The following is a 21,272-nucleotide window of genomic DNA, read 5'->3' as shown; positions in this document are numbered from 1 at the left end:
ATATGAGTTTAAGAGAACGGGATAAAGCTGTAAACTGGCATCCTTATACGCAAATGAAAACTGCAGGTGATGCCATTCCGATTATGCGTGGAAAGGGCGTTTATCTTTTTGATGATGATGGAAACAAATATATCGATGTGGTTTCTTCATGGTGGGTTACTTTGCACGGCCATGCAAATCCGTATATTGCACAAAGAGTTTTTGAACAAATGAATAGCCTGGAACAGGTTATTTTTGCGGGATTTACTCATGAACCGGCGATTCAGCTTTCGGAAAATCTTTTAAAACTGCTTCCGGGTAATCAGGAAAAGGTTTTTTATTCGGATAACGGTTCTACGGCAGTGGAAGTGGCGCTGAAAATGTGTATTCAGTTTGCCCATAATCAAGGAAAAGAAAAAACAAAAATTCTGGCGTTTAAAAATGCTTATCACGGCGATACTTTTGGTGCGATGTCTGTGAGTGAAAGAAGTATCTGGACAAAACCTTTCGGTAAAATGCTTTTTGAAGTTATTTTTATTGATATTCCAAATTCTGAAAATCTTGAAAGTTTACAATCTCAGATTAAAAATATTTCAGATGAAATTGCCTGTTTTATCTATGAACCTCTGGTTCAGGGTGCTGCGGGAATGTTAATGTATGATGCTGAAAGATTAAATGAATTAATGAAATTCTGTCGAGAACAGGGAATTTTAATGATTCAGGATGAAGTTTTTACAGGTTTTGGAAGAACAGGAAAATTATTTGCAGCAGATTATCTTTCAGAAAGCCCAGATATCATGTGTTTTTCAAAAGGATTGACAGGTGGAACAATGCCCATGGGAATTACAACCTGTTCGGGAAAAATATTTAACGCTTTTTTGTCTGATGACAAATATAAAACGTTGTTTCACGGGCATTCATTTACGGCAAACCCTTTGTCCTGTACAGCAGCTTTGGCAAGCATGGAGCTTTTGCTGAAAGACGAAACACTGGAAAATATTAATTTAATTTGTGAAAAACATTCAAAATTTTCCCAAACTTTAAAACAACATTCAAATGTCGAAAATGTACGTCAAACCGGAACTATTTTAGCATGGGACTTTAAGACCGGGCACGAAACTTCTTATTTTAATGAAATCGGAAAAAGAGTATATGAAGAATTTTTATTAAGAGGAATTGTCATGCGTCCTTTGGGAAATGTAATGTATCTTGTTCCGCCCTATTGTATTACTTCGGGTGAACTTGATTTTATTTATAAAAATATTTCGGAAGTTTTAGATATTAAAATTTAATTGTTTTCTAAAGTATATTTTAAATAAAAACAGGATGCAATTCACATCCTGTTTTTATTTCATATTTGCTTTAATTCTTTTTTTATTAGTTTTCAGTTGCGAAAAAACTGAAAATTCTAGCGTTTTTCATAATATCCTGTTAATACATGTTTAGACTTTTTTAGAAATTAATTTATTATTTAGCGCATATTAATAGTAAACTCTGTATTTTTGTGCAAGTGAATTAGTTGATGGGAATTTAGAGGCGAAAAATTATTTTAATGAATATAAAAATGATCAAAAAACCTTTACACAATTTCCATATTCCCGTAATGGGATTAGCTTATACGATAGACAGTCCTATTCGTGTAGCGCAATACGGAATTTCTTCCGTAATTTCTATAATTGATGATGAGATTATAGAAAAAATGAAGAATTTTTACAGTAAAAAGTTCAATTTGAACTATTTAGGTATTTCTACGAAAACAGAAGACTACCGTGCCAAAAGAATTACTGCTTATTTGGATATGGTAGATGATATCGTGAATGAAAAATTTACTGCTTTTAAAGAAGAGATTACGAAAAATAAAACAGCTTTAAAAAGCTTTGTGGAAATGCTTCCCAATACGTCAGAGCTGAAAAACAGTTTGATAAATCTTCTTAATCAGGAAAATTTTGCATCTTCTATCAGAAATTTTGTTGAAACTCATTTAATTCCCGGAAATATTGATGTCAATATCATGACTAAAGTCGATAAGGATAATTTCAGAAAAAATGAGCAATTACCTATAATTTACAATGATGCTCACGCTTCTCTGCGTGGTTTTGCGAAAAGCAAATTATCTTCCTCAATGGTTCTTTCTGCAGGAATGAATCCTCGTTTATACAGTTATATAGAGGAATTTGATGATTTTTTTCCTGATGAAAATGGTTTCCTTAAAAAGAAAATTATTCTGAAAGTAAGTGATTTTCGTTCTGCAATGATTCAGGGGAATTTTTTAGCTAAAAAAGGACTTTGGGTTTCAGAATATAGAATAGAATCCGGTTTAAACTGTGGAGGACATGCTTTTGCGACTGAAGGTTTGTTGCTTGGCCCGATCATGGAAGAATTTAAACAAAGAAAAGATGAATTGATTCAATCTGCTCATTTATTGATGAGTAAGGCGTTGGAGCAAAAAGAAAAATTTATTGTTTCTAAGCCTTTGGAAATGAAAATTACCGTTCAGGGTGGGGTAGGAACGTCGGAAGAACATGATTTTCTTTTAAAAACGTATAATGTAGACAGTGTTGGTTGGGGATCTCCTTTTTTGCTTGTTCCTGAAGCGACTTCGGTGGATACTGAAACGAGAGAATTGCTTTTAAAATCAAAAGAAAATGATTATTATTTGAGCAATCTTTCGCCCTTGGGAGTTCCTTTTAATACGGTGAAAGGAACTTCCAACGAGATTTTTAGGCGAAACAAAGAAAACAGGAATCATTATGGAAGTTCATGCCCCAAAAAGCTACTGGCCTTGAGCAAGGAGTTTTCAAATGAAGGAATTTGTACAGCTTCAAAAAAGTACCAGGATATTAAGCTTGAAAAATTAGAGATGGAAAAACCACACATAACGGCTGAAGAATTTCAAAAAAGAAAAGAAGATATCACGGAAAAGGCCTGTTTATGTGTAGGTTTAGTAAATGCAGCTTATATAGAACAAAATATTGAAATGAAAGGTGAAAAACAAGGTGTAGTGATTTGCCCCGGACCTAATCTTGCTTTTTTTGATAAAGAAGTATCACTTTCGCAAATGGTAAAACATATTTATGGAAATGCCAATATTCTTCCTGCCAATAATCGTCCGAATATGTTTATTAATGAATTAAAATTATATATTGATCATTTTAAAAAAGAAATATCGGATTTTTCAGGAATAATTACTAATTCACAGTTAAAAAAATGGAAAGGTTTTAAAGAAAATCTTCTTGCCGGAATTACTTATTATGATAACCTGTTTGAGAATTCAGGTTTTTTTGCAACAAGATTAAGCGAAATTAAAAATCAGTTTGAAAGATACAAATTGATGCTAATGGAAATAGAGATTCCAGAAATAAAACAATAATATAAAAATTCCTCCTTAGAATAATTATTTGGAGGGGGAATTTTTTAATGTATTTTGTTTTAAATTCAGATTGATAGTCTTTTTACAGTTTCCATAAATTAAAGAATAATACTAGCTTTCTTATAATCAATTAAATGTCATAAGATAAAAAGCGATAAATTATTTTTTTCCAATAAAGCTTGAAAATTATTTTGTCAGAATAAAAAAACGGTTTATATTTGCACCACTGAAAACGACGATAACATCGGAGTTTAAAGGAGAGATGGCAGAGTGGTCGATTGCGATAGTCTTGAAAACTATTGACTGTAACAGGTCCGGGGGTTCGAATCCCTCTCTCTCCGCCAGGTTAGAAACCAAAATAAGCTAAAACGCTGTAAACATCAATGTTTGCAGCGTTTTTTTGTTTTACGCTAGTCACAAAGAAGATCAAAAATAGGTCACTATTTATATGACCTATTCAGTGACTCATCCTCAAAATTTGAAATGGGTCACGAAAAATTTAGGAAAGCCCAACCAATATCTGAAATAAATTATTTATGGCAACACAGTATTATCCGAAACTTTCAGATTTATATCCATACAAATTATATAAGTAAGCCTAAATACAAAATTATCTTTTGTTGAAATCCGAACATAAAAAAGTACCTCATTTCAAAGGAATAATGTTAAATATGTTATTATTTATTCTATAAAATTCTATTTTTATAGAATAATTTTTATCATTTTACCATAGATCATAAATATGTATATTATAACAGAACAATTAAAAAATTTAGGCTTTAGTATAAACCGGCTGGATAGCATCATACAAAGAAATAATAATAAAAGGAACTTTAGTACGCTTGAATATTTCTGTATCTATATAATTATGGAAGATATAGAACTTGAGGTAGAAAACATAACACATTCTATAAAAGGTGGTAATATAGCATTTATCGGGCCTCAAAAGCAAATTGTATTTGGCCGGGCTAAAGGCGAGGAAATTTATGTTATTGCCTTCTCATCAAGCTTTTATGAGAGATCAACAAAGGACAGTCTGTTTCTAAATTCTCAACTCTTTTTTAATTACGATTCGGATATATTTATTGCTCCTTTTATCAATATTGAACAAATGAGAGTGGTATTTATGGGGAGAATGCAGAATTTTCAGCTTAAGGATGAGAGCTTATATGTGTCAGCTGCGCATAATGCAATTGAAAGATTAATTTTAGATGCATTTTTACATATACCTACAGATTCTATTAAGAAAGATATTAAATTTGACTATCTCCATTACGTAAACCGGTTTAAAGTTCTATTACAACGAGATTATAAAAAAGATAAAAAGGTATCATATTATGCTAGTGAACTCAATATTACTGCAAGAAAATTGACTGAAATGACAGAATATGTTCTGGGACAAACTGCCAAGCATGTTATTATAGAAAAAATCATCAATGAATGCAAAAAGGCTTTAATCTTCTCAGGATCCACAATATCTGAGATAGCTTATGAGCTTGGGTTTAGCGATGAAGGCAACTTTAGCAATTTTATAAAAAAACATACAGGAAAAAATCCCTCAGAAATGAAATAATTAGAAAAAATATTGTACTTTTGAATAAATAACCTATCGGTGAAAAATTAAGATATGGTGACAAAATATATTTTATCAGTATTTTTCTTTTTTTCTTTTATGAGCATATATGCCCAGATTGATGATATTCACGTAAATGTAAGGCTATATCCTGTACAGATGCTTGCTCTTGGTCAGGAGCCTGCAACGGCTGATAGAAGTAAGGAAGTATTAAAGGAAATAAATTCTGTTACCATATCGAGTCCTTCAGGATTTCAGCTGAAAGCTCATCATGAGAGGTATGGTAATAAAAATTTAAGAAAGAAGGTGTATAATAATCCTGATTATAAAGAATATGACCTTATCAATAGTCAAAATGGAGTTGTAGAAAAAGTCTATACGATAGAGCAGAATGGGGTAAGAAATATAAGTAGATTGGAAAATAAGTCTAATTATATGATACTTACTTTAATCTCTCAATAACCTTTATATAGGGTATATAGGGCTAAATTGCTATGTATTGAATATTAATTTTTTACACTTAGAGGGTTTGCTTTTTAATAAATTAATAATGATTTAGTAATTATTTAATATATATGTAATATTTTTTTATGTTTTGATAAAATAGTTTTCCTTTTTTTTATCAATAGTTGTTTTTATTTATAAAATTAATTCCAAAACCAAATTTACAAATTTTAAGTGCTTTTTCACAAAAACACTATTACTAGCCGTATCTAAATTTGCAGTAGAAAATAAGAATTAATAAAAATATAATAAAAACAACCATTATTTTATGAAAAAATGTATTCTGGCCTCTCTTGTATTAGCAGGTTTTGTAACATTAAAGGCTCAGCAAAATGTAACTTTAAACGTGAGATTAAAGCCAATTCAGACTCTTGTAGTTAATAACACTCAAAAAGTTGTAAATTTAGACTATGTTACTAAGGATGATTATGCAAATGGAGTGTCTTCTGTAAATGCTGATCACTTGAGCATCTATAGTACCGGTGGTTTCCAGGTTAAAGTAAAAAGTGCTAATGCAGCGTTGCAGAATGGCGCCAAAAATATTCAGGCAAATACAATCCAGATCAAGGCTAGTGCAGGAACAGAAGCTGTTAATGGAGCTCAATATGCACAAAATGTACAGCTTTCAGCTAACGAAGCAACATTGGTAACCTCTGCTAATGGAGGCGTAAATAAAAAGATTAATATAGAATATAAAGGGGCTGGTGCAAATGCATATCTTGATAATTATATTGCAGGTCAGGATCCTACCGTTTATACAACAGAGTTAACTTATACTATTATTTCGCAATAAGAAATAAATATCGCTAAAAAATATGAATAAAGTGTTACAAAACAATTGTGGCACTTTTTCTGTACTTTAAAAAAGTAAAGTATAATAATGAATCGATCATCTATAATCATTTGTTTTTTTTTATTCCTTTTGTGTTCTCAGTTCAAAGCTCAGACAGGGGTTTCTGTTTCTCCGCCAAGACTTTACTTCGAATCGGATGCAGGAAAAAGTGCAACGCAAAAAATAACAGTAACTAATGTTAGTGTAAAAAACTCTCTCGATATGGCCGTGAGTTTAGGAGACTGGGAATATAATGAAATGGGGGAAAATATAATGTATGCAGCCAGTACACTTCCTTCGTCATGTGCCAGCTGGGTATCGATAAAAAAAGAAGATGCATATTTTACTTTAGCTCCTGGGGAAAGAAAAGATATTGATGTTACTATAACACCCCCAAATGTTTTATCGGATCAGCTGCTGGCTCATACTGCTGTTCTTTATGTAAGTCAGATGAACCCTGTAGATGATGTAGATAATAAAGGGGCAAGCATAAAAGTTAGCATCCGCTCGGGGATAAAGCTCTTCCATAAACTACCCGCAGCTGGTAAGAAAATAATTGAAATTCAAAATCTTACATTAGATAAATCTAAAAAAGCACTCAATTTGTTATTTGAAAATCAGGGTAATATATGGATAGACGGGAAAATACAAACCGAGCTTGTTAATACAGAGAATGGAAAAAAATTGTCACTTGACCAGATAATTTTTTATACCATGCCCGGGAATAAAAGAGAGATGAATATTCCTCTTCCAGCAACCCTAGAGAAAGGAAAGTATACTGCATCAGTAATGATGGATTACGGTGATAGCAATAATTTGGAATTGGCAGAGTTGAACTTTACGTATGAATAATAAAAAATTATATCTCATATTACTGTTGGTTTCCATGAGTTGTTTTTCACAGGTTTCATACAGTTCCTGGGTAAACAGTTATCTTCAGATTAATTCTTATAATGGGAATACAAATCCTGATGCTTATAATTTTACACTGGCAGGTAATGGCAATATAAATATACCATATTGGAGGATATCGGTCATGTTGAAGCAACCCATTATTTCCAATAGTGGGAACTATACTTTGCCCGCTAATAAAATTTCTTTTCAGCCGGTTTCTTCATCGGGACAGGCATATCCAAATCCGGTTCCTACTATCCAACAGATAGGTATTCCTCTTAATGTGATTTTACAGGAAGGGCAGGAGGTTTTTTTGATCCCACAATCAAATGCCGCATTGTATAACCAACCGGCTGAACCTAATGGATATTACAGTCTTCAGATCAAATACAGCATGAATCTTACAGGAGGTTCATATCTTGGGGCGTATCCTGCCTGGACCACTTTTACAGCTCCATTACAGTTTACGGCTTATGATCAATATAACAATATTATTGGTAGAATGGATCATAATTTCCAGTTTCAAATCGGCATGCTTTCAGGAACCGCTACAGATCTTCCGGAATTGTCTATGAAATTCGGATCTAGTGCTATAAATGGTTCACTGGAGTTTAAAAATATGCAGGATTATATTAACGGGGTCAATGTAACCTATTCTAATGCACTTATTGTAAAAAGTAATACTAATTATCAGATTAAATTAAAATCCCTTCAAGGGCAGTTCGTCTCTTCTTCGGGCAGCTCTATTCCTTTGGATGCTGTACGGCTTGACTTGTTACCCGTATCAGGTAATATGGGAACTGCATACCCGGTTTTATTAAGTGCAGCGCCACAGCTCATTGCTACTGGCGGTTCTACACAGAATTCTGATGCTTATTATGATATCAGGTATTCTACCAAACCTAATGATGAGAGATTAATGAACGTTAAAACAGAAGAATATACCACAACCATCCAATACGAGATCACTCCTTTATAGTTTATAATGCTTTATAAAGACTTGTTCAGAAAAATAATCTTTGGTTTTTTTATACTGTTTTCCATTTGGATTTCGGCTCAGAACAACACTGGAATAAGTATGGAAATCCGCAATGAATCCAATTCGGAAAATCCCAATATTATAGACGTTCTGTTAGTTTTAAAAAACAATGAAAATAACCGTTTCAAAGGAAAAATTGACATTAATACACCTTCAGGTTTCAGAACGATTTCTGACAGCAAAATTGAAATAGAGCTGAATCCCGGGCAGAATCTGTTTATTCCCGTTAAAATACTGATCAACAAAAATGCTGGATCTGGGAAAGCTGATCTTACGTTTAGCCTTACTGATGATCAAAATCATCCGGTTATAAAAAAGTCTCTTCCTTACACGGTAGTAGAGAATAATACCATAAAAATAACTGCTGAAAATCAGATTATCTACATGGGGACAACTACTGATTCTCTTGAAGTTAGGGCGAGAGTTTCTAATTTAGGAAACAAAAGGCAAAATGTTACAGTAGTATTTAAAATTCCCGAAGCCACACAAAGGAACCTGTTTATAGAAAAAAAGGGGACTATTGGAGTACAGAAAGATTCGGTATTTATTTTTCGTTTCCTGCCTTCAGGAAATTTGGTGAAAAGTTCACAGTTTACTGTTAATATTGCAGGCTTCAGAGAACCGGATAAAGAAATCTTTGGCAATGCTTCTGTATCTGTGCAGAATGTTTCTTCTACACAACGTTATCAGGATATTCAGCTTGATATGTTTTCAAATTACAGCAAGAATACTATTACTGCCAGCTACAGACGTGTCGGCGAAAATACAGAGATGTATCAGCTGATAGGATCAGGTGGGTTTAATATTCCATCAGGTTATGTGTTTGCCAGGGCAAATATATATACTCTTAATAATCAAAGTGATCCAGTAGTGAATAATACCTATATCTCTTATCATAGGGAAAGAAGTGAGTTTACTTTAGGAAATATCAGTAAGCTTATGGAGCTTCCGTTATTTGGAAGGGGAGTAGAATATGGATATACCTCCGGTGATAAAGATAAAAAAATAGAAATTGGTTTTGTAGATCAAAGCTTTAGCCTTATCGAGCGCAATTCGTTTTTAAAATATGGCTATGGATTTTATGCTAAAGGCATTCTCGGCGCCCAAAATGCATCGAAAAATATATCCGGAACATACATTTTCAAAAATGATCCCTATGAAAAAGCAAATCATAATATATTAGGTACGGATATTCAATATTCTTTTAATAAATACTGGAAAATGAATTCCAGAATATACAGTGGGCTAAGTTTTTATGAGAATACCCATATTACCAAGCCTTCCTTTGCTTTAGAATCTCAATATTCAGGAAAGATTAATACAGTCAACCTGAATGGAAACTATTTCTATAGCAGTGACTATTATCCCGGAAACAGGAGGGGAATAGTACAGATACAGCAGAATTTTTCTACCAATATTTTTAATGATCATTATTTATATGCGAATATAATGGTCTCAAACTTTTCTCCAAAATTTTACTCTTATAATACTGATTTAAAATCAAACACTACAAGAACAGATATTGGCATCAGCTTTCCGAAAAAAAGTAATTTCGGATTGGGATTAGGCTATCAGTATCAGGAAGAAACCTCCAATACGTATAATAATTTTTTTAATACCTCAGGAAATCAGGAATCAAAACAGCTGAAAGCACAACGGCTTACTCAAAATGTGACGTGGACCAGTGGTAATAAAAAGCACTCGTCGTTATTGGGATTGGAAGAGGGGCTGGTAGAATATCCGGATCGCAATAATGCCCAATATCAAATGAAGATTACGGGAAATTACAGCTATAAGTGGTTTAATATGAACGGGATCTATCAATATGGTAGCTATTACTTATCTGAATATGCTTTATCCAGAACATTTAATAAGGATATTATCTATAAAAAGTTTTCGTTTTCAGCTTTTTTTAACAAAAACCTTTTTAGTGAAAAATTTAACGTTACTTCAGGACTGTCATATACAGAAGATGCTTTATACGGTAAGTCGCCTTCAGGATTTGTCAATCTTAAATACTCAAAAGAAAAATATGGATTGTTCCTGAATTCTTCGTGGTTTAATTATTCGTCCAACAGTTTTAAAAATAATCTTTTTACTGTTGAGGCAGGGGTTACGCTGAATCTTCAGCCTAACAGATTAAATCCGAACAAAAAGGGAGAAGTAACGGCTTTTGTATATTATGATAATAACAACAACAGTATATATGATGAAGGAGACCGGATTGCTGAAAACTATATCATTATGATCAACAATATTTCTTTCAAAACCAATAGCGAGGGCAATATTGTGTATAAAGCAATCCCGTATGGCAAATATATGTTGAAACAGGTAATTCAGCAGGGATGGTATTATAATGAAGCAGAGTTTGAGATAAATAAACACAACTATTTTCTACAAATCCCGTTACATCAGAACGGGACAATGCTGGGAAAAATTCTCTATAATTTTGATTCAAAAAAAGCGTTGGATTTCGAACCTAAAACGGGAGGAATTGTTTTTGGGATTTATGATAAAGATAAATTCTTACAGCGTGTGGTTACAGATGATAATGGAGAATTTGTATCTTTTCTTGAATCCGGAAACTATAACATCAGGCTTGTTGAAAGCTCATTGCCAACGAATACGTACTGTGAGCAAACAAGTCGTGATTTTACAGTCCAAACAGGAAAAATAATAAATATTGAGCCGTTTGTCATTAATGTGCTGGAAAAGAAAATCCGTGTTAAGAAATTTGGAAATTAATTAATGGTTAATCCTAAATTTTTAGGCTTATGAATTTGCAGGCTGGAATAATTAATGCCCAAAGCATCTTAACGTTATTCATTTTTTAAGCTTTTCGGCTACGAAAACCTGACTTTTGGATACATGTTTTTATTGAATTGTGCAGACCTTTGTCTCAACAAAAATAAAAACAATGAAAGTATTTGTAACAGGAGCCTCAGGGTTCATAGGCTCTGCGGTTGTCAGAGAGTTAATCAGCGCTGGTCACGAAGTCCTAGGACTTGCACGTTCGGAAGCATCGGCAAAAACCATTAGTGAGGCAGGGGCAAAAGTATTATTGGGAACCCTCGAAGATTTGGACATCCTGAAACAAGGTGCTTCACAGGCTGATGGTATTATCCACACTGCTTTTATCCATGATTTCACCCAATTTGTAAAAGCAGGAGACGTTGATAAATCCGCCATCAATGCGATAGGTGAAGTATTGGAAGGTACAGATAAACCTCTTGTAGTAACTGCAGGAATGTTAGGCTTACCAGCCATCAACGGTTTTATCACAGAAGAAAGCTCCGCAGAAAATTCTCCTCGTGCTTCAGAAGCAACCGCTTTGGCACTGGCAGCTGAAAAAGGAATCAATACTTCCGTAGTCCGTTTACCGCCGTCTGTTCACGATAAAGGTGATAAAGGTTTTATTCCGTTTATTATTGGTCAGGCTCGTAAAAATGGTGTTTCGGCTTATCCTGAAGCAGGAAAAAACTGTTGGTCTGCGGTACATCGGTTGGATGCGGCAAAAGCTTTCAGGTTAGCCTTAGAAAAAGCGGCAAAAGGGGTAGTTTATAATGTGGTGGGCGATAATGCCATCGAAACAAAAAAAATTGCAGAACTTATCGGGGAAAAACTGAATTTACCTGTACAATCCTTATCAGGAGATGCTATTGTAAACCATTTTGACTGGATGGGCCGTTTCATTACATTTGAAGGCAAAGCTATCGGTACAAAAACACAAGAAGAATTAGGTTGGAAACCGGCACACATCGGATTATTGGAAGATATGCAGGAAAATTATTTCTAATTTTTCATCACAAAGATTGAATAACATAAAATTAAAATTCAATAAAACTCACAAAATGAACGCAAAAACAGCATTGATAACAGGTGGAAGTCGTGGACTTGGACGTAATATGGCAATTTCACTGGCTAAAAAGGGAATTGATATTATTTTTACATATAAAAGCAACAAAGCATCTGCCGACCAAGTAATCGAAGAAATTCAATCGCTCGGGCAAAAAGCAGTTGCTTTCCAATTAGACACAGGCAATATTAATTTATTTGATGATTTTCTGAAACAGGTAACTACATATCTGCAGGAAAATACCGGCAGTCCAAATTTTGATTTTCTCATTAATAATGCAGGAATTGGTTTAATGGCACGTGCAAGCGAAACTACCGAGCAGCAATTAGACGAAATTTTCAATATTCATTATAAAGGTGTATTTTTTTTGATACAAAAAGCATTACCGTTTATAAATGACGGTGGCGGAATTATCAACCTATCGTCCGGACTTGCACGTACAACGGTTGCTAATGCTTCTGTATACGCATCGATGAAAGGGGCTATTGAAATTCTTACACGTTACCTGGCCAAGGAGTTGGGTACGAGAGGAATCCGTGTAAATGCTATTGCGCCGGGAGCAATCGAAACCGATTTTGATGGTGGAAATGTGAGGGATAATGAGGAAGCAAACAAACGAATTGCAAGCTTTACAGCATTAGGAAGAGTTGGTATGCCTGATGATATTGGTAAAGTTGTGGCATTTTTGTGTACTCAGGATGCATATTGGATAAACGGGCAACGAATTGAAGTTTCGGGCGGGCAGGCATTATAAAAACAATTCTTAAATTTGGATATGGAAAACAAGCAGCCCATCAGATTAAAGAGTATCAGCGAATTTCACAGATCGCGGGGTTTGCCGCAACCCGAACATCCGTTGATTAGCGTGATAGATTTTAGTAAGATTCCACGTACGACCGATATTGGTGATAAAAGCTGGGTATTTGATTTTTACCAGATTTCGCTGAAAAGAGGTATCGATTTTAAAATGAAATACGGGCAGCAAAAATATGATTTTGACGAGGGTGTTATGGGGTTTATAGCACCCAATCAGGTCTTCAAAATTAACCCTGAAAAAAATTCAATCCAAAAACGTTCCGGTTGGATGCTGCTTGTTCATCCGGATTTTTTTTGGAATACACCGCTTTCCAAAATTATTAAGCAATACGAATATTTTGATTATTCAGTGAATGAAGCCTTGTTTCTATCCCAGAAAGAAGAAAAAACAGTTAACGGTATCATTGAAAACATCCGGCAGGAATATCACGCCAATATTGATAAATTCAGCAAGCAGATTATTATTTCACAAATAGAAACTTTGCTGGGGTATTCAGAAAGATTTTACAACCGTCAATTCATCACCAGAGAAAAATCCAGTCATCAGATTTTGAATCGTCTGGAAGAGCTTCTGACTGATTATTTTCGTAATGACGATTTAATTTCAAAAGGATTACCCACTGTCCATGATGTTGCAGAGCAGATGAATGTTTCTCCCAAATATCTAAGCACTTTACTTAAAGTGCTTACGGGGCAGAGTACACAGCAACATATTCATGATAAGCTTATAGAAAAAGCCAAAGAGAAGCTTTCAACCACTAATCTTTCAGTAAGCGAAATTGCTTATGAACTGGGCTTTGAACATTCGCAGTCTTTCAGCAAGCTTTTCAAGAGCAAGACCAGTCAAAGTCCCGTGGAATTCCGTTCAGGTTTTAATTAGTCTGAGCAATTTCAATTTAAAAATTAATGGGCTTGTAAAGAGATGAGTAATTTATTTGATAATTGAGTTCTGAATATTCAAATTATTGAGCTAAAGGATAGTTATTTATTATTCTTTTTTATAGAAATAAATGCCTTTTTAATCTGCAAATGTGCTATTGATTTTTTATAAATTGGTACAATAGTTCATTCGTAATAATATTAGTCTGAACATTCCATATTACAGTTGTCTGTGCTATTGATTGAAATGATAAAGAAAAATTACATCACCTATATAAGCCGGTTTCTCTTGTCCTTTAATAGCTAACTTTGCCTGGATAACGACTTTAACTGTTCCCTTTAGATTTGAAACGGATTTTGCGGTAGCCTGCAATTGTACTTCACTATTTACCGGTACCGGCTGCCCAAATTTGAAATTTTCTATCCCATAATTTATTTCCATTTTTACATTTCGAACATCAGCAATCTGTTTCCATAAATAGGGTATGAGAGAAAGCGTTAAATAGCCGTGAGCGATGGTAGAACCAAACGGGCCTTCCTTCTCTGCTTTTTCCTTGTCAATATGTATCCACTGTTGATCTAAGGTGGCGTCCGCAAATTTGCTTATCTGTTGCTGATCTATCTGATGCCAGTCTGATACTCCTATAGTTTTTCCTTCATAGGACTTATAATCTCCAAAATTGTTAATAATTACCATTGTGTCGCATATTTATCTCGGTTTAATATGACAAGTTACGCAATTTATACATGGTATATAATAGCATTCAATAAACACAATATTGAAGATCTTGACTGTTTATAAATTACTTATCTTTATCAGGTCTGCAATTCTTTAACTTTTTTTAAGTTTGTGATGTTGCATACCTGCATCAAATTTCAGCTTTAACATCTAACAATATTAAACTAACCACTTAAAAATTTACTCCATGAAAAGCAATTTCAAAAGCAATTTTTTATTTATCTACGCCGGTGTTTCAACTTTGGCATTGTGTTATTCGTTTGTTTCAATTAAAAACTTAAAGGAATCATTTGACGAAATAACAGTAAAAAGAATCAACATTGTTGATGATAAAGGAACAAATAGGATTGTTATTTCTAATGAGGAGCGCATGCCTAATCCCATCATAGCCGGAAAAGAATACAAACGACGCATGGCTCCCGCGGGCTTGATATTCTATGACAAAAATGGAGATGAAGTGGGAGGGCTTGCACTATCCCAAACCAATGAAGCAGGATTGCATGCGTTGGCATTTGACTATGCTAATGCCGATGCGATTGGCTTTCTTTCACAGGATGATCGCAATAATGGAAAGAATTTCCGAGCAGGAATACTCATCAATGATAAGGATTTGTCGGGCAAGCCAGGAAGTAATATTTCACGGATGAAGCTGACAACTGAAAATGGTAATGCCGGCTTGATAATCAACGGGCCAGATGAAAAACCGAGAATTTCAATTGTGGTTGACAGTCTTGGCAATCCAGCGATTAAAGTATGGGACTCAAAAGGAAAAGCGAGGAATGCGTTGCTTAAATAATTTGTAGAAACATTGCCTTTATTAATGTTTAACCAAAAAATAAATGCCATTGGTCTAATCTGAAGCACAGACCGGAATCCGGAATTTGATCAATGGCATTATTATGAAATAATATTATCTTAAAATTGCTTTAAACTTGAAGAGAAACACTCATTAGAAAGGTTAGAAATCTATCTTTATAGTGAATTATATTCAGTTTAAAGTATATGTCTAATTCATTTTACTATATTTCTTAGGCTTCACTCCAATATGCTTTTCAAAAAGACGGGTAAAATGACTAAGATTTGAAAACCCAAGCTGATAGCCGACTTCCGAAACAGACAGTTTTTCTTCACGAAGTAAAAATGCAGCTTCCTGCATCCTCAGTTTTTGATAATAATTATAAATGCTATCGCCAAAAATTTGCCTGAATATTTTCCCTAACTTGCTTACGCTCATATTGGCCCTGGTTGCCAGAATAGCTAATTGCGGAGGCTCATTCAGATTGTTTAGCAGTTCTTCACGCAAAGCATAAACAGCCGTTACATCGCTTGTATGTATTGGGTATTTAGGTAACTCTTCACGTTGTAGCAAATTTTCAAGAAACAAAAATATCAATTCTTCTGCTTTTATTTTATAGTAGAAGTTTGCTAAATGATGGGTAGCCGGTATTTGAAAAATTTCAGAGGCCACCAACTGGATTTTAGGAGAGACGATTTCTTCATAAAGAAAGGATTGTTCCTTTTTTGTTACTAATTCCGTCAGGCGATTATTGCCATCTTTTTCTAACAATTGCTGCAAATAACCGGCTTCAATACCCACGATGATATTGCTTGTTTCAAATAACCCCGGCACTTCAATGTCTAATGTCATATCTGAAGTAGAAACCTGCACCGAAGGCATGTAGCTGAATGACAATTTTTGTTGCGTATTCCTTTTGCCCATTATCACATTCCTGAAACTAAAAATCAAAATGCTTTTACTAAACTCATGCTTACTTCGCTTTATAACAAGTCTTTTTTTCAACTCATAATGCTGAAGCATAATACTGAGCTGGGGCAAAGGTTTTATTATTTTCAGGTAACCTGTACCGAGGCTTTCCGGAAATTGTAAGAAACTATTTTCATCCATTGAACCACCCGAATTTTTGATGTATTCAGGGAAATTATTTATCTCAATTTCTTCGTTCATCTTAATAAGTAAAATCAGATTAGACTATTTTAAGGTTAAAATTAGCTATTTTATTCATATATAATAGATGAATTTTGTAGTGTAAATCATTTAAAAAAAATAAAAATGAACATAACTGAAAAATCATACGATGTAATTGTAGCAGGAGCAGGCCCGACAGGTTTGATGCTGGCTTGCGAATTAAAATTGATGGGCGCCAATGTTGCCATAATAGAACGCAGAGCCCACGGCACAACAGGCGAATCGAGGGCACCGGGCATCAACGCAAGGTCAATGGAAGCTTTTAGAATGAGAGGATTGGCAGAAGAATTTGAGAAACTGGGAAAAGCCTTGCGAGTTGTTCTTTTCTCAGGAGTTCCGATGAACCCCAAAGCCTTAGACCCTGATTTCCCAGATGCACTCATTTTACCACAACACCAGACAGAACGTCTTTTGACAGAACGGGCAATAGAATTAGGTGTGGAAATTTATTGGGCAACCGAATTACTTTATTTCAATCAGGATAAAACGGAAGTCAAAGTTTTTGCCCAACAAAATGGAGAGGTAAAAAACTTTTCGGCAAAATATCTTGCAGGTTGTGATGGTGGAAACAGTATAGTAAGAAGATTGTGCGGAGAAAGTTTTACAGGCGAAGACCCGCTTTCTCATTGGGTTGTAGCAGATGTTTATTTAGATAACCCGCCTGCCGAACACGAACGGTTTGGTCGCAATTTACGAGTTGGGACTTATCAGGTTTCTAACGTAGAGGAAGATTGGTATCGCGTGAGCATAATGAAAGTAACACCACCTATTGACCGAAGCCAACCTGTAACTTTAGAGGAATTGCAACAGGCAATGATAGAAGGAATTGGCACTGATTTCGGATTGCGTTCCGCCCGCTGGATGTCAAGGTTTGGCGACGGTTTCAGACAAGTAACAAAGTATCGTTACCAACGTGTGTTTTTGCTTGGCGATGCAGCTCATACACATTCGCCCATTGGCGGACAAGGTCTGAATTTAGGCATACAGGATGCGATGAATTTAGGTTGGAAATTAGGTTTGGCAGCCACAAACAAGGCTTCGGACAAATTGCTTGATACTTTTGAAGAAGAGAGACACCCTGTTGGTGCTGCGGTTCTCCAAATGGCAAAAGCACAAACGGCCCTTATTAAACCCGGTTCTCAAATAGAAGCCCTCAGAGCGGTTGTCGGGACTATGTTACAGGTTCCGGAAGTAACACTTCATTTATCAAAAATTCTTAGTGGTTTAGGTGTGCGTTATGCTTGGGGAGAAGGCAAACATCTATTGGTTGGACAAAGAATACCTAATCTCAAATTACTATTGAACAATACGGAAACAGGCTTGTTCGCCTTAATGCACAAAGGACGACCTTTGCTGCTGAATTTTGAAGATAAAAACAATGTAGAAATTCCAGAGGCATATAAATTGAGCATTGATGTTATTAACGCAGTTCCAAAAGTGAAAGAAAATAATGGTATGTGGAGCTTACCCGCAATCGGAGAAGTACCTGCCATCAAAAGTGTTTTCATAAGACCAGACGGATTTGTGGCATGGGTGCAGAATAAAGGAGAAGAATTTGATATTGAAACACTAAGTGAAACATTAAATAAATGGTTGGATAACGACTAGGAATTTATAATTATTATAAAATCGTTTCTTATCTTTAAAATGGGAATAGTTTTTCACATCGCTTTCCTCGAAATTTACTTGTATATTTTTCTTGTCACTTTTAATATCTTGATATGTTCATCAATACAAATTACAACTTCTCGCATTTCTTTTTACCATGCTGTATGGTCACTCAATATACATTTTTTTGTATATTTATTACAATATTATTAATATGGTATGAAAAAGAAGGTTGTACTTATTCAGGATAATAAAGATGTTCTCAATATTATGGAAGAGGTCCTGGAAGATGAAGGCTTTGATGTTACTCCGTCATTGACAACAGAACCTATTGAGAAAATTGATGAAATTGAGCCCGATGTAGTTGTCGTAGATGATCATATCAAAGGAACGAAAAAAGGATCAGAAGTAATCAAGGAACTTAAATCAGATCCGGAGACGGAAGAAGTATCTTCGGTACTTACTTCTACATCTTTTGATCTTCCTAAAACAGCAAAAGAGTGTAAGGCAGACGATTTTATTCAAAAACCTTTTGATATCGATCATATGATTGATGTTGTTAAAAAAAATTCCTGATGAATCTTAAAATAAATAAGATTAGATATCGAAACAGGATATGACAGAGAATGAAAAATAAAGAAATTCCTATTTATGAAAAAACTGGTTTGTTGTTAATAGCTTTTTGCCCAAATTCAACAGCTTTTTCAAAATTTTTATCTGTGTAATAAAACCTGCATAAAAAAGAAAGAAACCTCATCCCATTTTCTTCGATCATTTTTGGGTAGAGGTTTCATATATTTCCTGCGCTTGTGTAAAATATTTCCTCGCAAGATCCATATTGGGCTTTTTGGCAGTCATATATTGCGAACCTAAGAAGTAGTTTAATTGAATAATCCATTCATTTCTAGCGCCTGTTTTCGCCAATTTTCCATATTTACTTATAAGTTCATCTTCTTTCAAAGCTTTTAATAAATAGTCATTAATTCTTTCTTCAGAAGATTGAGGGATTTGGTCATAATAATATAAAAAATCCAAATATATTGCAGAGATTCTGTAATATTTTTCATCGTTATCAGGGATTTTTTCTGCAATTTTGAGAGCTTTTTGGTATTCACGGTAACCTTCACTGTACAGCGCTAAAAGTGTATAATTTAATGCTCTGTTTTTATAAAATTCGACAGCATTTATATTATCAGATTTTCTCCATCAAAGGTTCTATCTCATTCGAAATTTTGATAGACTTTTCAAAATCTCCCTTGCTATAATAAAAAAGAGCTAGTTGTAAGCTACTACGCCTTATTCCATTACTATAATGTATCAGTTTTGATTCTTCATAACATTTTTCCGCAATGGAAATTGCACTATCGGTAGTTATTGTTTGTTTAAAATTTGTACTTGCAAGCTCTTTCAATCTTTTATCAATGCTTTGTGGGGTAGATTGTGCTGCAGTAAAAACTGGAGGAAAAATACAATGAAAATAAGAAATGTCTTTTTAAAAAAAACTTTTTGAAAAAATATTACTCTTACGAAATAAAAAAAGCATGAAAATTTTTTCATAATCAGTATTTATAAATTTTTTCATTAACAAAGTCAGGCATTATCCTTTAATGAACTTGAAATTATTTCAATAGGTTACATTGTTGTAATTTAATATAACTTATTGGTTATCATGTGCTGAAAATTGTAAAAAGTATTTTTAAAGGATAATTGTTTTTCATTTTTTCTATAATCATTCTATTAATAATTTGCTATGCTTATATCTCAAATCTAATTTTGCAAGCAGAAATTCAATCTATAAAGAAAGGCGAAATATTCCCAAATCTAGTTGTGAAAAATGGATAAAGAAAAAAGAAAAAGTAAAACAACTTTACTATATAAAAAATTATTCGAAAATAGTAAAGTATTAAATATCAATGAAATAAAAAAATGAGTGATATTAAGGGATGTGATGAGTGTTTTAACATGAGCACTTTATATTGTTCTCTTTTTTATCCTCATAATTTTGTCAGCTGAAAATAAATACTTAAAGGTTTAATAAATTATAACAATTGAGAAATGAAAAAATTATTACTGACAATTACAGTACTTTCGTCATGCTCCTTTGCATTTGGGCAAGTGGGTATCAATACAACAGCTCCCGAATCTATGTTAGATGTAAATGGTGATGCAAGAGTAAGAATCATAAATCCTGCAAATACTCCTGATTATATTTTAGCATCTGATACTAATGGTGTGCTTCGTAAAACTTCTTTAACTGTTGGAGATTTAGATGGAAGCTCTGAAACTTCAGGAGTTAGCATTCAAAAACAACAATACTTTGGAACCAGGGCAGATGCTAATCTGGCAATAAGTGCGGGTGTGATAGAAATACGTTTATATCCTGTAAATGGTACGAGTACAACTGATGTTTATCCACAAATAAGACTTAAATCTGCGCCAGCTGCAAATATTGATGTTGTTGTATTAGATGAAGAGACTTGGCTGACAACAGGACAAAGTTCGAGTGTTAATACGTTTAATGGTTCAGCCGGAAAATATACATTCACACCTACAGACTGGTCTACATGGAAAAGTATTGGTTCAGGAACAATGGTTGTTAATGAAAAAAATGTACTTACGTTTGCTGTCCCAGGAACTAAAGACTTATATCGGGCAACCTGTTACGTAGTAATAAATTCTGCTGTAGCCGGGCAGGAAAGACTTTACAATTTAATCCTAGAAAAGTTCTAGAAAAAATAAAGCTTATTAAGGTTCTAAATACACACAATGATAAACTAAAACAAATTGCGGAATGTAAAGATGATCCCTTCTTGCAGTACTTTTTTAGAAGTCATTTTCATGAGGATCAGGAATTTTATAAAGGAAATGATATAAAATACCACTTGATTTGATGATAATATAATACTGTTCTGTAAGAGTCTTTACTTCCGCAAAATTTGTTGAAAAACTTGTTCCCGCTATTAAACTTCTTTCTTATCCATAATCAAAATCTATATTTTAAAAATGAGTATTTCTGAAAAGTTGTAAGAAATAAAGATATTTAAAAAGCAGATTATTTATTTTATGCTTTGTAAAAAAATATGGAAAACCTTGTTCATTGAACAAGGTTTTTTTTGATTATATATATAGTTTGTTTTATGATTGTAAAATTGTACGTAAACTTAGTGAAATTGTGGAGTTTTTATCAAATATTTCG

General features: G+C 33.9%; 18 protein-coding genes and 1 tRNA gene. 16 read left to right on the top strand and 3 right to left on the bottom strand.

Features of this window, described 5'->3' with window-relative positions:
- Window positions 1-2: 2 nt before the first annotated feature.
- The 12 genes from bioA to ACM39_RS08380 all read left to right on the top strand — a co-directional run bounded on the left by bioA (window position 3) and on the right by ACM39_RS08380 (window position 13,743).
- Window positions 3-1,271, top strand: coding sequence for an adenosylmethionine--8-amino-7-oxononanoate transaminase (gene bioA / locus ACM39_RS08435; RefSeq protein WP_048510589.1), 1,269 nt, complete (start codon window positions 3-5; stop codon window positions 1,269-1,271).
- Window positions 1,272-1,543: 272 nt separating this feature from the next.
- Window positions 1,544-3,349: a hypothetical protein gene (locus ACM39_RS08430; protein ID WP_048510716.1), complete on the top strand. Its 1,806-nt coding sequence runs from the start codon at window positions 1,544-1,546 to the stop codon at window positions 3,347-3,349.
- Between the two features lie 256 nt (window positions 3,350-3,605).
- Window positions 3,606-3,693 (top strand) — tRNA-Ser (locus tag ACM39_RS08425).
- 524 nt (window positions 3,694-4,217) lie between these two features.
- Entirely contained in the window at window positions 4,218-4,922 is a 705-nt protein-coding gene (locus tag ACM39_RS08420) for a helix-turn-helix domain-containing protein (RefSeq protein WP_165585109.1), read from the top strand.
- A gap of 54 nt (window positions 4,923-4,976) precedes the next feature.
- Window positions 4,977-5,384 (top strand): hypothetical protein, encoded by a 408-nt coding sequence (locus ACM39_RS08415; protein WP_048510587.1) that lies wholly within the window; start codon window positions 4,977-4,979, stop codon window positions 5,382-5,384.
- 310 nt (window positions 5,385-5,694) lie between these two features.
- A complete protein-coding gene (locus tag ACM39_RS08410; RefSeq protein ID WP_048510586.1) occupies window positions 5,695-6,219 on the top strand; it encodes a hypothetical protein in 525 nt (174 codons plus the stop codon).
- Window positions 6,220-6,306: 87 nt separating this feature from the next.
- Window positions 6,307-7,110, top strand: a complete 804-nt coding sequence (locus tag ACM39_RS08405; RefSeq protein ID WP_048510585.1) for a molecular chaperone — start codon at window positions 6,307-6,309, stop codon at window positions 7,108-7,110.
- A complete protein-coding gene (locus tag ACM39_RS08400) occupies window positions 7,103-8,131 on the top strand; it encodes a hypothetical protein (RefSeq protein ID WP_048510584.1) in 1,029 nt (342 codons plus the stop codon). Before ACM39_RS08405 ends, ACM39_RS08400 begins: the two co-directional genes overlap by 8 nt.
- Window positions 8,132-8,230: 99 nt before the next feature.
- The gene (locus tag ACM39_RS08395; RefSeq protein WP_131701430.1) at window positions 8,231-10,936 is read left to right on the top strand and encodes a hypothetical protein; all 2,706 of its coding nucleotides are present in this window, start codon (window positions 8,231-8,233) and stop codon (window positions 10,934-10,936) included.
- Window positions 10,937-11,108: 172 nt separating this feature from the next.
- Window positions 11,109-11,987: an SDR family oxidoreductase gene (locus ACM39_RS08390; RefSeq protein ID WP_048510582.1), complete on the top strand. Its 879-nt coding sequence runs from the start codon at window positions 11,109-11,111 to the stop codon at window positions 11,985-11,987.
- A gap of 55 nt (window positions 11,988-12,042) precedes the next feature.
- On the top strand, window positions 12,043-12,801 hold the full coding sequence (locus ACM39_RS08385; RefSeq protein ID WP_048510715.1) for an SDR family oxidoreductase: 759 nt from the start codon (window positions 12,043-12,045) through the stop codon (window positions 12,799-12,801).
- Window positions 12,802-12,822: 21 nt separating this feature from the next.
- Window positions 12,823-13,743, top strand: a complete 921-nt coding sequence (locus tag ACM39_RS08380) for a helix-turn-helix domain-containing protein (protein ID WP_048510581.1) — start codon at window positions 12,823-12,825, stop codon at window positions 13,741-13,743.
- A gap of 234 nt (window positions 13,744-13,977) precedes the next feature.
- On the opposite strand, the gene ACM39_RS08375 is transcribed toward ACM39_RS08380, so the two are convergent.
- A complete protein-coding gene (locus ACM39_RS08375) occupies window positions 13,978-14,439 on the bottom strand; it encodes a MaoC family dehydratase (protein ID WP_048510580.1) in 462 nt (153 codons plus the stop codon).
- A 229-nt stretch (window positions 14,440-14,668) separates the two neighbouring features.
- On the opposite strand from ACM39_RS08375, the gene ACM39_RS08370 reads away from it, so the two are divergent.
- The gene (locus ACM39_RS08370) at window positions 14,669-15,277 is read left to right on the top strand and encodes a hypothetical protein (protein WP_048510579.1); all 609 of its coding nucleotides are present in this window, start codon (window positions 14,669-14,671) and stop codon (window positions 15,275-15,277) included.
- Between the two features lie 210 nt (window positions 15,278-15,487).
- On the opposite strand, the gene ACM39_RS08365 is transcribed toward ACM39_RS08370, so the two are convergent.
- A complete protein-coding gene (locus ACM39_RS08365) occupies window positions 15,488-16,447 on the bottom strand; it encodes a helix-turn-helix domain-containing protein (RefSeq protein ID WP_048510578.1) in 960 nt (319 codons plus the stop codon).
- A gap of 105 nt (window positions 16,448-16,552) precedes the next feature.
- On the opposite strand from ACM39_RS08365, the gene ACM39_RS08360 reads away from it, so the two are divergent.
- Together ACM39_RS08360 and ACM39_RS08355 are read left to right on the top strand one after the other, a co-directional pair.
- Window positions 16,553-18,076 (top strand): FAD-dependent monooxygenase, encoded by a 1,524-nt coding sequence (locus ACM39_RS08360; protein WP_048510577.1) that lies wholly within the window; start codon window positions 16,553-16,555, stop codon window positions 18,074-18,076.
- 219 nt (window positions 18,077-18,295) lie between these two features.
- Window positions 18,296-18,652, top strand: coding sequence for a response regulator (locus tag ACM39_RS08355; RefSeq protein ID WP_048510576.1), 357 nt, complete (start codon window positions 18,296-18,298; stop codon window positions 18,650-18,652).
- Between the two features lie 195 nt (window positions 18,653-18,847).
- Here the strand turns inward: ACM39_RS08355 and ACM39_RS08350 are convergent, their stop codons facing one another.
- The gene (locus ACM39_RS08350) at window positions 18,848-19,111 is read right to left on the bottom strand and encodes a hypothetical protein (RefSeq protein ID WP_048510575.1); all 264 of its coding nucleotides are present in this window, start codon (window positions 19,109-19,111) and stop codon (window positions 18,848-18,850) included.
- 1,020 nt (window positions 19,112-20,131) lie between these two features.
- Here ACM39_RS08350 and ACM39_RS08345 point away from each other — a divergent pair.
- On the top strand, window positions 20,132-20,806 hold the full coding sequence (locus ACM39_RS08345; protein ID WP_131701429.1) for a hypothetical protein: 675 nt from the start codon (window positions 20,132-20,134) through the stop codon (window positions 20,804-20,806).
- The last annotated feature ends 466 nt before the right edge of the window (window positions 20,807-21,272 follow it).

It is taken from the genome of Chryseobacterium sp. FH2, assembly GCF_001045455.1.
Lineage (GTDB): Bacteria > Bacteroidota > Bacteroidia > Flavobacteriales > Weeksellaceae > Chryseobacterium.
Note: the sequence above shows the minus strand (reverse complement) of the source record. Positions and strands in the feature narration are given on the sequence as shown.

What these genes read in the sequence shown, in the direction of transcription:
- bioA (WP_048510589.1), top strand. Translation starts at nt 3, where the DNA reads ATGAGTTTAAGAGAACGGGATAAAGCTGTAAACTGGCATCCTTATACG.
- ACM39_RS08430 (WP_048510716.1), top strand. Translation starts at nt 1,544, where the DNA reads ATGATCAAAAAACCTTTACACAATTTCCATATTCCCGTAATGGGATTA.
- ACM39_RS08420 (WP_165585109.1), top strand. Translation starts at nt 4,218, where the DNA reads ATGGAAGATATAGAACTTGAGGTAGAAAACATAACACATTCTATAAAA.
- ACM39_RS08415 (WP_048510587.1), top strand. Translation starts at nt 4,977, where the DNA reads ATGGTGACAAAATATATTTTATCAGTATTTTTCTTTTTTTCTTTTATG.
- ACM39_RS08410 (WP_048510586.1), top strand. Translation starts at nt 5,695, where the DNA reads ATGAAAAAATGTATTCTGGCCTCTCTTGTATTAGCAGGTTTTGTAACA.
- ACM39_RS08405 (WP_048510585.1), top strand. Translation starts at nt 6,307, where the DNA reads ATGAATCGATCATCTATAATCATTTGTTTTTTTTTATTCCTTTTGTGT.
- ACM39_RS08400 (WP_048510584.1), top strand. Translation starts at nt 7,103, where the DNA reads ATGAATAATAAAAAATTATATCTCATATTACTGTTGGTTTCCATGAGT.
- ACM39_RS08395 (WP_131701430.1), top strand. Translation starts at nt 8,231, where the DNA reads ATGGAAATCCGCAATGAATCCAATTCGGAAAATCCCAATATTATAGAC.
- ACM39_RS08390 (WP_048510582.1), top strand. Translation starts at nt 11,109, where the DNA reads ATGAAAGTATTTGTAACAGGAGCCTCAGGGTTCATAGGCTCTGCGGTT.
- ACM39_RS08385 (WP_048510715.1), top strand. Translation starts at nt 12,043, where the DNA reads ATGAACGCAAAAACAGCATTGATAACAGGTGGAAGTCGTGGACTTGGA.
- ACM39_RS08380 (WP_048510581.1), top strand. Translation starts at nt 12,823, where the DNA reads ATGGAAAACAAGCAGCCCATCAGATTAAAGAGTATCAGCGAATTTCAC.
- ACM39_RS08375 (WP_048510580.1), bottom strand. Translation starts at nt 14,439, where the DNA reads ATGGTAATTATTAACAATTTTGGAGATTATAAGTCCTATGAAGGAAAA.
- ACM39_RS08370 (WP_048510579.1), top strand. Translation starts at nt 14,669, where the DNA reads ATGAAAAGCAATTTCAAAAGCAATTTTTTATTTATCTACGCCGGTGTT.
- ACM39_RS08365 (WP_048510578.1), bottom strand. Translation starts at nt 16,447, where the DNA reads ATGAACGAAGAAATTGAGATAAATAATTTCCCTGAATACATCAAAAAT.
- ACM39_RS08360 (WP_048510577.1), top strand. Translation starts at nt 16,553, where the DNA reads ATGAACATAACTGAAAAATCATACGATGTAATTGTAGCAGGAGCAGGC.
- ACM39_RS08355 (WP_048510576.1), top strand. Translation starts at nt 18,296, where the DNA reads ATGAAAAAGAAGGTTGTACTTATTCAGGATAATAAAGATGTTCTCAAT.
- ACM39_RS08345 (WP_131701429.1), top strand. Translation starts at nt 20,132, where the DNA reads ATGAAAAAATTATTACTGACAATTACAGTACTTTCGTCATGCTCCTTT.